11 protein-coding genes are annotated in these 12037 nt (G+C 47.8%); 5 read left to right on the top strand and 6 right to left on the bottom strand.

The genetic code is table 11. The features are described 5' to 3' along the window. Nucleotides 1–90 precede the first annotated feature (90 nt). Entirely contained in the window at nt 91–339 is a 249-nt protein-coding gene (locus LRP50_RS23980; protein ID WP_274166946.1) for a GlsB/YeaQ/YmgE family stress response membrane protein, read from the bottom strand. Nucleotides 340–468: 129 nt separating this feature from the next. Further along, nucleotides 469–1104, bottom strand: coding sequence for a DUF2959 domain-containing protein (locus LRP50_RS23975; RefSeq protein WP_274166945.1), 636 nt, complete (start codon nt 1102–1104; stop codon nt 469–471). 45 nt (nt 1105–1149) lie between these two features. Here LRP50_RS23975 and LRP50_RS23970 point away from each other — a divergent pair, with 45 nt between their 5' ends. From LRP50_RS23970 to LRP50_RS23960, 3 genes are read left to right on the top strand one after another with little or no spacing between them, the layout of a single operon-like run. Continuing rightward, nucleotides 1150–2043: a virulence factor BrkB family protein gene (locus tag LRP50_RS23970; protein ID WP_274166944.1), complete on the top strand. Its 894-nt coding sequence runs from the start codon at nt 1150–1152 to the stop codon at nt 2041–2043. A 21-nt stretch (nt 2044–2064) separates the two neighbouring features. Beyond that, on the top strand, nt 2065–2499 hold the full coding sequence (dtd, locus tag LRP50_RS23965; RefSeq protein WP_274166943.1) for a D-aminoacyl-tRNA deacylase: 435 nt from the start codon (nt 2065–2067) through the stop codon (nt 2497–2499). Nucleotides 2500–2538: 39 nt separating this feature from the next. After that, the gene (locus LRP50_RS23960; protein WP_274166942.1) at nt 2539–3486 is read left to right on the top strand and encodes a bifunctional GNAT family N-acetyltransferase/hotdog fold thioesterase; all 948 of its coding nucleotides are present in this window, start codon (nt 2539–2541) and stop codon (nt 3484–3486) included. Between the two features lie 8 nt (nt 3487–3494). On the opposite strand, the gene LRP50_RS23955 is transcribed toward LRP50_RS23960, so the two are convergent. From LRP50_RS23955 to hslR, 4 genes are all read right to left on the bottom strand, one after another. After that, a complete protein-coding gene (locus tag LRP50_RS23955; RefSeq protein WP_274166941.1) occupies nt 3495–5390 on the bottom strand; it encodes an AsmA family protein in 1896 nt (631 codons plus the stop codon). A 169-nt stretch (nt 5391–5559) separates the two neighbouring features. After that, nucleotides 5560–7191 carry a phosphoenolpyruvate carboxykinase (ATP) gene (gene pckA, locus LRP50_RS23950; RefSeq protein ID WP_274166940.1) on the bottom strand — a complete coding sequence of 544 codons (1632 nt, stop codon included), beginning with the start codon at nt 7189–7191 and terminating at the stop codon, nt 5560–5562. A 310-nt stretch (nt 7192–7501) separates the two neighbouring features. After that, on the bottom strand, nt 7502–8377 hold the full coding sequence (hslO, locus tag LRP50_RS23945; RefSeq protein WP_274166939.1) for an Hsp33 family molecular chaperone HslO: 876 nt from the start codon (nt 8375–8377) through the stop codon (nt 7502–7504). An 18-nt stretch (nt 8378–8395) separates the two neighbouring features. Then, nucleotides 8396–8806: a ribosome-associated heat shock protein Hsp15 gene (hslR, locus tag LRP50_RS23940; RefSeq protein WP_274166938.1), complete on the bottom strand. Its 411-nt coding sequence runs from the start codon at nt 8804–8806 to the stop codon at nt 8396–8398. Between the two features lie 266 nt (nt 8807–9072). Here hslR and gspC point away from each other — a divergent pair, with 266 nt between their 5' ends. Beyond that, complete coding sequence (gene gspC / locus LRP50_RS23935; RefSeq protein WP_274166937.1) at nt 9073–9990, top strand: type II secretion system protein GspC; 918 nt, start codon at nt 9073–9075, stop codon at nt 9988–9990. Nucleotides 9991–10013: 23 nt separating this feature from the next. Then, nucleotides 10014–12032: a type II secretion system secretin GspD gene (gspD, locus tag LRP50_RS23930; protein WP_274166936.1), complete on the top strand. Its 2019-nt coding sequence runs from the start codon at nt 10014–10016 to the stop codon at nt 12030–12032. Nucleotides 12033–12037 lie beyond the last annotated feature (5 nt).

Raw genomic sequence — 12037 nt, 5'->3', positions numbered from 1 at the left:
ATGATTGGAGGCTTTTTTGTGTTTAACGCTTTCTATTTCCAGTGTTTCTTAGCGTCATATGGCGTAAGAAATCGTTAAGAAAGAGAAGGCTTACTTGGCGAATCGATTGTATAGAAACAACAAGATCAGTGCGCCAACCGTTGCCATGACAATGCTACCTAGGCTTAGACCACCCGCAGTGCCAAAGCCAAGTAGTGAACTAACCCAACCACCAACCACCGCACCCGCGATGCCCAATAGCGTGGTCATAATAAAACCACCACCGTCTTTCCCTGGCATAATCCACTTCGCTAAAATACCCGCGAGTAGCCCGAGAATGATCCAAGAAATAATGCCCATGTGTTTCTCCTCCATGTTGAGAGACGGTTTTCATACCGTTGAATGCAGGCAGAAAATTCGCCTGCGCAAACGATAAGGGAATTTGTCTTACTCAAGGTGTTTCATCTGTGAGAAACATTGAAAGCTAATTCAGTTCTTTAAGGTGGTTAGGAAGCGCTCTGATTCGGCGATGGCTAACTGCATATCTTTGATCGCACGATTAATTTCTTTCTCTAGGCCCGAAAACTCGCCTTTGAGAGCGCCGATAGCCGCTGCGTTCAGGTTATGTTTAAGATACAGGGTGTTGTCTCGTAATGTGTCGAGTACGGGGGTCATCTTGCCTTCTGCTTTTTTCATGGCAGAGAGCATTTGGCGATAACTTTGTTTGGTTGCATTGAGCTTGCGCTCGCTTTCACGACGAAGGTTGGCGCTGGAGTAAAGGTCGAGCTCTTCTTGCCACTCGTCGAACAAAGCATCTGACACGTCTTCGACGCCTTGAATGCGATTACGTACGTTTTCGACAGCGGTTTCGCTGTCTTCGTACTGATCATTGATGGTGTTGTACATGGTTTCCAGCTCACCGCCATCAAATTGGGTTAGCTCAGTCAGTGCATCAAGTGCGCTGGTGAATTGCTCACTGGCTTCTTGTTGCGCCTCGGATGCAGCTTCGACTCGGTCAGCCATAATGTCACGCTTGTGGATACCAACCTGTTCCATGGTGGCGTAATAAGCGGACTGGCAACCGACCAGCGTGAAAACCAGAAACAGGGTAGAGAGAAGACGCACGGTAAACTCCTTTTACGTTATGATAAACCTTCTTTACAAGAGACTATGGTTGAAGGAATGGAACGACTCAAGCATTTAATGCCCAGGATAGGGCAGATTTTATTCGCGTTTTTGCGGCATCTTGTTCGCCGTATTGTTCATGACCGCCTAACGGTGAGTGCAGGTTACATGGCTTACGTGACTTTGTTGTCATTAGTGCCATTGATCACGGTTGTGCTCTCAGCATTATCAATTTTTCCCAGTTTTGCAGAAGCGGGCGACGAAATCCGCACGTTCGTGTTGCATAACTTCGTTCCTGCATCGAGTGATGCACTCGAACAATACCTCAACCAATTTGTCGCCAATGCAGGCAAGATGACAGCTGTCGGTGTCGCTTTCTTGTTCGTGGTGGCCTTGATGCTCATTTCAGCCATTGATAAGAGCTTAAATTACATTTGGCGCGTGAAACATAAGCGGGCTTCCGTGGTGTCATTTTCCATTTATTGGATGGTGCTAACCTTGGGGCCGGTATTGGTCGGTAGCAGTATTGGTGTCAGTTCTTACCTTGGCTCGTTGAATTTGCTTGATCTTGAAGGCAGTGAAATGTGGGCACCGACGCTACTTCGTGGCCTGCCTTTTATACTGACAACACTCGCATTTTGGGGGTTATATACCTTAGTACCAAACTGTCGGATCCGGGTGAGCCATGCGTTAATTGGTGCCATGTCGGCCAGCGTACTGTTCGAATTTAGTAAAAAAGGCTTTGCCTTCTACGCGACGAATTTCCCTTCGTATGAGCTGATTTATGGCGCACTAGCTGTGGTGCCATTGCTGTTTGTTTGGGTTTATCTCAGTTGGTGTATTGTGCTGTTAGGTGCGGAAATAACCGCGTCATTAGGCGAGCGTTCGATGTGGTTTGTCGAGGCCGAGCCAGAAAAAGATCAAATTACTGATAGTTAAGACGATAAGAAAGGAACTGATATGATTGCGCTAATCCAGCGAGTCAGTGAAGCGAATGTGGTTGTTGATGGTCAAGTTGTCGGGGCGATTGGCAAAGGTTTGCTGGTACTGTTGGGTGTCGAAAAAGGCGATGATGATAAGAAAGCCCATCGCTTACACGAAAAAGTATTGGGCTATCGAATCTTTGCTGACAACGAAGGTAAAATGAACCTCAATGTTCAGCAAGCCGGTGGTCAGGTGCTGGTGGTGTCGCAATTTACGCTCGCCGCCGATACGAATAAAGGAATGCGTCCTAGTTTTAATGGAGCGCCACCTGCAGAGGCAGACAGACTGTATCAGTTGTTCTCTCAATATTGCCGAGAGAGTGGCGTACAGACAGAAAACGGTATTTTTGCGGCTGACATGAAAGTTAGTCTAACCAATGACGGGCCAGTCACGTTTTGGTTGAAAGCCTAACACTAGCCAGTTATTGGGTTCACAAGGAGAGGAGCGAGCATGTTTCGATTAATCACGCCAACGAAGGAAAGCGAGCTAAACGCCTATTTCCATTTTCGTTGGAAGATGCTCCGTGAGCCTTGGCGTCAACCTGAAGGGTCGGAGCGAGATGCATACGATGTGGCTGCGCATCATCGTATGATTGTCGACGCAAAAGGCGATCCTATTGCCATTGGCCGACTCTATATTAGCCCTGATAATGATGGTCAGATTCGATATATGGCCGTTGCACCACAATATCGCAGCCGTGGATTAGGCGCATTGGTATTGATGGCATTGGAATCGTTAGCGCGCCAAGAAGGTGCGAAGCGTTTGGTGTGCAATGCTCGTGAGGACGCCATTGGTTTTTATAGCACTAATGGCTTTAGCAACCAAGGTGAGCTGAGTGAAGAGCGCGGCCCGGTTCAGCATCAGCAAATGTTAAAGCTGCTTGACCCTATGTCGGATGTGGTTCGTCGCCCAGAATGGTGCCATGAACTTCAGCAACGTTGGCAGCAGCAAATTCCGATCAGTGACAAAATGGGCGTTCGCATTACACAGTTTTCGGGCTACCGCTTTGAGGTGTCTGCACTACTAAATGCCAACCTTAACCCCCATGATTCAATGTTTGCTGGCAGCGTATTTAGTATGGCGACGTTGGCTGGGTGGGGCATGGTGTGGTTGCTGATGAAAGAACGACAGCTTTCTGCCAGTATTGTTCTGGCTGACAGTCATATTCGTTATCGTAAACCGATAACAGAACGTCCCCGCGCTGCGGTGTCATTAGACAGTTTAAGTGGCGATTTAGATCGTCTCGCCAATGGCCGCCGAGCACGAGTAAAACTGGAAGTGACGTTATACAGTGGTGAAGAAGTCGCAGGCACATTTACGGGAACCTTTGTGTTGATGCCTGAAACGAACCAAATAGCGGCAGATGAAATGCAAAATCAAACCTTGTTGTTTGGCTAGCTGAGCGCTTAACGAGTTTGGTTCGATAGCGCCCCTTCTTTTGTTACCAAATCCCAATTTCCTGATAGCGATGCCGCCTCCGCTGTTGCTTCGATACTCACCGGTGTCAAAGCAATGCGGCCTCTATCAGCGATGATCTTCACCTCTCCGACTTTTACGGGAATCGAAACCGAAGGTTCGCTTTGTTTCTGTGGCAAGAATAACGTTAACAAACGCTGAGAGAGCGACTGTTCAGGTTGTGTGACCAGTTGCGTTTGGTAGGGAGTTGCGCTCACTTCGCCACTCAAGCTATACGCGAAGCTGTTTTTGTCTGCGGCAAGTCCTGATAACTGAATCTCGACATCATGTTCGCCAAGCAAAGGCAATGGCGCCCCTAGCCAATGTTGGTAGAGGGAGTTAGGAATACGAAGACCATTGATAGTTGCTGCCCATGGGTGGCTTGGGCTTTGTAATTGAATTTGCGCCTTTGCCGACAGTTGACCTTGTGGGAAATTGAGACTGAGTGGGTCTAAGTGCCATTCACCCGCCTCGTCAACGCGCATGCTGGCATAGGGGGCGGAGACCGCGATACGATTAATACTGGCAGCGGCTGCGCTCGCTGTGAGCGTACCTTGCCACATTCCATCTCTGGCTTTTTTTCTCGTCACCATGTCTCGACCGCGTAGATTTAGCCCGATGATCTGCAAAGGAAAGTCGGGGTCTGGCAGAACAATGCTGGTGTGTTTGACCGATAACTGATCGACAGAAACTGAATCAAATGCTGTCCATTTTTGATGCAGATTGTGGAGAGTATCTGTGTCTATTTCAATGTCTAAACCATTGGCAATCAGTGTCTTAAGTTCGAGCGATGACGCTCCCATCGCTCCGGAAAAAGAGACAAAGCCCTCATCATTCACTTTGGCTGAAAATGCGCTTACGTCAACGCGTGTTGGTGATAGCGATAACTCAGCGAGTAAATCGGTCAGTAGCCATTGCTCTACATTGAACAAACTCGCGTTGAATGACACAAGCGAAGATGCGGCATTGGGGGCCCACACTAACTCGCCTTTTTTCAGGTGCACGGATTGTGCCGAAAAATTGAGGTGCTCTACCGTCACCTGCTCTAAGGCTGCACTAACATCCAGTAAATCTATCCGTTTAATGTGGATGTTGTTGTGTTGGCGAAAAGTATTCCATTGCTTAGAGAGGCGCTGAAGCTGCTTTGATGGTTCAATGCGAGCATCTGACAAAGTGAGCTGATGGACGGTCCACTGGTTGTCTGGATGCAAGGTAGCACTGCCTGTGATATTGCCGAAACCACTGTTGAGCGACAATCCCCAAATCTCCCAAACGTCATCTCGGTATTCGCTGTCGAGTAAGACATTCGTGAGCACTTGGCCTTCAACCTTGATCTTGGGGGTAGATAATTGGAATCTCCCTCGCCAATCTCCCCATGTCTCCGCGCTGTTCTGCCAATCCGACAGTTGGATGTCTGCGTGGTCAAATGAAAGTACATCGCCGTGATAGCTGACGTCATCTAACGCAAAGTGGCGAATAGAAAGCGATGAGGGCCATGTGTGTTTCACCGTTTTGTCTAGGTCGACACCGCGAACAACCACACTGGCAAATACCCATTCACCAAGCAGTGATGAAAATGGCGCTAAACGAAAAGAGATGAACTCAGCGGAACGATTTTTATCTGAGTCCGTGTCGTGCTCCAAATTGGGGCCAGACAATGCCACAGAAAATGGCGCCAACACGGAGTATTCAAGCGAATCTGCGTTCAATTGATAGGGTGTAGCGAGCCTCACCGCCTGTTTCAGCATAGGCAGCCCAAAGTTGGTACTGAGTACAATCAAACTGGTTGCTAATGTCACCACAAACACGATCAGCAATGAAGCAAACAGCTTGATGAGCAAACGCATTTGGCGAAGTTCTCTCTTTGGTTATGCGCGCGGAAGATAGGGATAAACCGCAGATGTGTTGAGGTTGGCGCAAAAAGTGACGTTATTCAAGCGGTAATAAAAGATGACGTGAAGCGGGATTGAGAAAAACAAAGCCCCCAAGGTTGGGGGCTATGATTGGTGTGCAGTTTTAGTCGAGCTGTGGGCCGGCTTTGACCAGCGCTTTGCCTTCTGCATTGTCGGTGTATTCAACGAAGTTATTGATGAAACGCTTCGCCAAATCTTCCGCTTTGCTTTCCCACTGCAGTGGGTCAACGTAAGTATCTCGTGGATCTAAAATGCTTGGATCAACGCCTGGTAGGTTGGTTGGAACCGTCAGGTTAAAGATTGGAATGTCTTTGGTTTCTGCATGTTCAATAGAACCATCGAGGATCGCATCGATAATGCCGCGCGTATCTTTGATAGAAATACGTTTGCCAGTACCATTCCAGCCAGTATTAACCAGATACGCTTCTGCGCCGACCGCTTCCATGCGCTTAACGAGCACTTCTGCGTACTGCGTTGGGTGTAGCGTTAAGAACGCTTTGCCAAAACATGCTGAAAACGTCGGTGTTGGCTCCGTGATACCACGCTCAGTACCTGCCAGTTTAGCCGTAAAGCCAGACAGGAAGTGGTATTTGGTTTGCTCTGGTGTCAGCTTAGACACAGGAGGCAATACACCAAAGGCATCAGCAGACAAGAAGATCACTTTGTTGGCGTGACCCCCTTTTGACACTGGCTTCACGATGTTTTCGATGTGGTAAATCGGGTAAGAAACACGAGTGTTTTCTGTTTTTGACCCATCATCAAAGTCGATAGAGCCATCACCACGCACCGTGACGTTTTCTAGCAGCGCATCGCGGCGGATGGCATTGTAGATATCCGGCTCTGCTTCTTTCGACAATTTAATGGTTTTTGCGTAGCAGCCGCCTTCGAAGTTGAAGACGCCGTTGTCATCCCAGCCGTGTTCATCATCACCGATGAGTTCTCGTTTGGGGTCAGTCGACAAGGTCGTTTTACCCGTACCGGATAAACCAAAGAAAATGGCGACGTCACCATCAGTTCCTTTGTTAGCAGAGCAGTGCATAGAAGCAATGTCTTGCAACGGAAGGAAGTAGTTCATCATGGCGAACATGCCTTTTTTCATCTCGCCGCCGTACCAAGTACCGCCGATGAGCTGCATGCGTTCTGTCAGGTTAAACACGGTGAAGTTTTCGGAATTCAGACCGTGCTCTTGCCACTTCTCGTTAACACATTTCGCCCCGTTCATGACGACGAAATCAGGCTCAAAGCTCTCCAGCTCTTCTTCTGTTGGGCGGATAAACATGTTCTTGACGAAGTGTGCTTGCCAAGCCACCTCGGTGATCACGCGGATATTCAGGCGTGTATCGGGGTTTGCGCCACAGTAGCCATCAATCACAAACAGGCGTTTGCCTGACAGTTGCTGTGTGACTAATTCTTTAAGGTCATCCCATACGTGTTGTTCGATAGGCTTGTTGTCATTCGCACCTTGATCGGACCACCAAAGGGTATCTTTTGTGGTGTCATCTTTTACGATGAATTTGTCTTTCGGGGAGCGGCCTGTAAAGATACCAGTATCGACTGCCACTGCTCCGAGTTCAGTGACGGTGCCTTTCTCATATCCTTTCAGTTCCGGTTTAGTTTCTTCAACAAACAATTGTTCGTAGGTAGGGTTACGAACAACTTCTTCAACATCGAAAATGCCGTGTTTCGACAAGTCGATATTGTGTGCAACCTTTTTTTCGACGTTCATGACAGTCATAGGTGCTCCTTGGGTAAGATGTAAAGTAACTGTCGTCCATGCTAGCAAGCTGAATTAGTCAATTCAGAGAGTTAATTCAAAAAATAACCACAAACTTCTTAAGGTTATGAAACTCAATTAATTAGTTTGTACTATTTATATTACCGTCATGTTGCGTACTTACGCCAGATTGGATCGGTTAATATTTGTACAAAATTAAGAGGTTAGAGAAAGGCGTATTTTTATTGGGAATCGGGTGATAAATAAAAAAAAACCGACTAATTAGCCGGTTTTTGTGGGATTTTTGCTCATTAATTATCGAAGAAAAATATTAATGCACTGTGCCAGAAGACGGGTTGGTTTGGTCAAAAATGGCTGAAATATCAACGCTGTCGAACTCATAATCTGCACCGCAATAGTCACAGTGAAGTTTAATGTTTCCGCTTTCAATGACCATTTGTTCTACTTCTTGGCGTTCAATAGCGGCAATAGCAGATGCACTACGTTCGCGTGAACATGTGCACTTGAAGGTCACACTTTCTGGCTCGTAGACTTTCACCTCTTCTTGGTGGTAAAGACGATATAAAACGTCTTGCGCTTCCAAGCTGAACAACTCTTCGTTTTTCACGGTATCGGTAAGTTGCGCCAAATGGTCAAATTCTTCTTCTTTGCTTTCGTCACCTGGAAGGATCTGAAGCAACATACCCGCAGCTCTCGCTTGCCCTTCGAACTCACCAGTACGAAGCCACAGACGGGTTTTCAGCTGCTCTGAGCGCGCAAAGTAATCTTCCAAGCAAGCTTCTAGCGTATCGGCTTCTAGTGCAACAATACCTTGGTAGCGCTCGCCTTTCTCAGGTTCGATGGTAATGACCATTTGTCCTTTACCGACTAACTCTTTGAAAGATGCAGACTCTGGAAGATCGTCTTGCCAGCGTGAAGTGCCACGCATGACTTGGTTATGATTACCATTCACTACGACTAGAGACACAGGGCCCTCGCCTTGGATCTGGACGGTAATGCTACCTTCAAATTTCAAGGTTGCGGTGAGCAGGCTGGTCGCGACTAATAGCTCGCCAAGCATTTGCTTAACCGGTGCAGGGTAGTCTTTTCCACCCGTCAGTTGCTGATACGTTTCTGAAAGTTGAACCAGTTCGCCGCGCACTGACACGCCATCGAACAAGTAACGGTGCAGACTATCGTGTGCCATGGGATAACTTCTCCGGCGTTAATCGTTACTGTTTCTAAATTTGATAATATCGCGCCGCTGCTTTTTGTCAGGGCGACGTTCGGGGCTTGGATTATGTGCATGGAGTTTGCGTTCTAAAGTACGCTGTTCTCTGCGTGCCACACTTTCCAGCGTTTCACTGTAAAGCAATTGGGCTTCTGGTGCGCCGCGACGTTGACCGCTGATGTTTTCAATCATCACGACTTTTTCTTCAGAGCCAAGTCTGAGCTTAACTTCTGCACCAACTTCAACCACTTTACTGGGCTTGGCACGTTGGCCATTGTAATGCACTTTGCCCCCATCGATCATATTACGAGCGATGGAACGGGTTTTGTAAAAGCGAGCGGCCCACAACCATTTATCCAGCCTTACCTGTAAATCTTGGTCACTATTTCCGTGTTTTGAACCCACTAAACACTCCTTTACGTTTGACGGGCTAAACTTACCACAATCAGGTAATCCGATCAGCATCACAATTATGGCTCTTATATGGTGTTCAAGCGTCCAACTTTCAAGCCGCAATGGAATCATTCAGACAAAAATGGGTTCTCACTTATCGGCAAGTGCGTGGAAAAAAGGTAAATTGGACAGTCAATTTAATAATTCCTGCACCTAGGCGCTAAAATAGGCAATCTGCTGGCAGCCAACGGAATGCGAAGTACTACGACAGGAAGAACATGTTTGCGAATTTAGGGATACAGCGCCTGAGCAATTGGGTACAACCACAACTTGGGAAAGAATTCCCTGCAAAAGCGGCAAAGTGGACAACACGTTTGCTGATTATTGTCCTTGCTTGGACACTAGGCCGCCTTGTGTGGTCTTGGGTTATGCCTCCTACCGTTGATGCTCTATCAACAGCGGCAGTGATCACGCAATCCGGGCAACAAGCCCCCGCTTATCAACTGAATGATTTGGCGAGTCGCCACTTTTTTGGACGTTTCAGTGAAAAAGCGGCGCCAGTTAAGAAAAAACCTGAACCTGTTGTTGATGCCCCTCGTACTCGCTTAAACCTAACGCTTGTTGGATTGGTGGCAAGCTCCGAACCCGAACGCGGTTTAGCGGTGATTGCAAATCGTGGCGCGCAAAAAACATACGGTGTGGGCGAAGCAATTGAAGGAACACGCGTTATTTTACGTCAAGTGTTGAACGATCGTGTGATATTGCGTAATAACGGGAATGATGAAGCGTTAATGCTGGCAGGAGTGGATTACAGTAAAACATCGCAACAGCCTAAGCGAAATAATCCTGCCGCTGCTCGCCCTGCTGCCAATTCAAGAAACACGGAGCGTGCTGACCTAACGAAGGTCAAAGCCGAAATTCTTAGCAACCCTCAATCGCTGTTGAAATACATCACGCTTTCTCAAGAGCAAGGTGATGAAGGGTTGATCGGTTATCGCCTCGGTCCGGGGAGCGATAGTCGCCTGTTTAAAGAAGCAGGGTTACAGCCCGGAGACGTTGCCGTGGGGATTAACGGCTCAGATTTAACCAACCCTGCAGAGATGAATCGCATTTGGCAAAGTTTGTCTGATGCGTCAGAAATCAGCCTTACCGTTCAGCGCGGCGGTGAATTGCACGAAATTTATATCGGTCTCTAAGTAAGACTGAAACGGAGAACACAGTGAAGACGTGGATGAAAGGTAAAACGTGGTTGATTGCTGGCATGCTCGCCATGCAGAGCATGGGCGCATGGGCGGCAGAATTTAGCGCCAGCTTTAAAGGGACTGATATTCAAGAGTTCATCGAAATTGTGGGACGCAACCTTGAGAAAACGATCATTGTTGACCCTGCGGTTCGTGGCAAGGTCAACGTGCGTAGCTACGATGTGCTCAACGAAGATCAGTATTACCAGTTTTTCCTCAATGTATTGTCTGTTTATGGCTTTGCTGTGGTTGAAATGGAAAATGGTGTGTTGAAAGTCATTCGCGACAAAGACGCGAAGCAATCGGCAATCCCTGTGGTGGGTGATAATGACAAAGTGCAAGGCGATGCGGTTGTTACGCGCGTTGTCTCGGTAAAAAACGTTTCTGTTCGCGAATTGTCACCGCTACTTCGACAGCTCATTGACAACGCGGGTGCGGGTAACGTGGTTCACTATGACCCAGCCAATGTCATTATGATCACGGGCCGTGCTGCGGTTGTTAACCGTTTGGCCGAGATCATTGAACGTGTTGACCAAGCGGGTAACAAAGAAGTGGATGTGGTTCACCTTGAGTTTGCGTCGGCCTCAGAGATGGTGAGAATTGTTGAGAGTTTGAATAAGCAAGGTGACGGTAAAAATACTCCTCAACTTCTCCAGCCTAGCTTTGTTGCTGATGAGCGTACCAATTCAGTGTTGATCTCTGGTGAACCTCAAGTGCGTGACCGCATTCGTAAGCTTATCTCCCAACTTGACCGCGAAATGGCAACCACGGGTAATAACCGTGTCATTTATCTTCGTTATGCAAAAGCCGAAGAAGTGGTGGATGTATTGCAGGGCGTGTCTGAAAACCTGATCGCCGAAAAGCAAGGTGGCCAACGTCAAACAGGCGCGGTTGCGGGTAACGATGTAAAAATCTCTTCTCACAAAGGAACAAATGCACTGGTGATCACGGCGCCGCCTGACATCATGCGTGCATTGGAAAGTGTGATTTCTCAGCTGGATATCCGTCGTGCGCAAGTATTGATTGAAGCCATGATCGTGGAAGTATCAGAAAGCGATGGCGCTAATCTGGGTGTTCAGTGGGGCTCGCTCGATGGCGGTGGTATTCAATTTGGTAATACGGGCGTGCCTGTTACCAACTACCTCGCTGCGCAAGAAGAAGCGAAAGATCAAACCACGACAGAGTCGCGCTTTGATAACAACAACAATTTGGTCGAGGTACCCATCACGGAATCTGGCGACCCAACGGCTATCGCAGAAGTTCTGGGTGGTGTGAGTGGTCTTGCCGCTGGCATCGTGTTTGGTGACTGGACGGCGTTGGTCACAGCGGTATCGTCGAACAGCGAATCTAATATTCTTTCTTCGCCAAGCCTGATGGTGTTGGATAACGAAGAAGCATCGTTCATCGTTGGTGAAGAAGTACCAGTGGTAACAGGCTCGACGACAGGCTCAAGTAACGACAACCCGTTCCAAACCGTTGAACGTAAAGACGTGGGTATTAAGCTGAAAATCACGCCACAGATAAACGAGGGAGACTCCGTTCAACTCAATATTGAGCAGGAAATTTCTAACGTACTCGGCGCTAGTGGGGCAGTTGATATTCGCTTTGGTAAACGTCAGCTAACCACTTCAGTATTGGCGGCGGATAAGCAAATGATTGTGCTGAGTGGCTTGATTGATGAGCAGACCAACGAAAGTGAACAGAAGGTCCCGTTATTGGGAGATATTCCGTTCCTTGGTCACCTGTTTAAATCCACGTCATCAGGCAAAACAAAACGTAACCTGATGCTATTTATCAAGCCAACGATCATCCGCACTGGTTTAACGGCTGATGGAATTTCACAGCGTAAATATAACTACATCAGAGCTGAACAAATTTATCGAGCTCAAGAGGAAGTGAAACTGATGCCTGGCGTGAAAAAGCCAATACTTCCTGAGTACGGTGTGGACTTGACGATGCCTGCGGAAGTGCGTGCCATCATGGCTGAGTTGAGGTAGCGGTG

It is taken from the genome of Enterovibrio gelatinilyticus (assembly GCF_028683095.1).
GTDB classification, from domain to species: domain Bacteria; phylum Pseudomonadota; class Gammaproteobacteria; order Enterobacterales; family Vibrionaceae; genus Enterovibrio; species Enterovibrio gelatinilyticus.
This window is presented reverse-complemented; position numbering and strand designations above follow the sequence as displayed.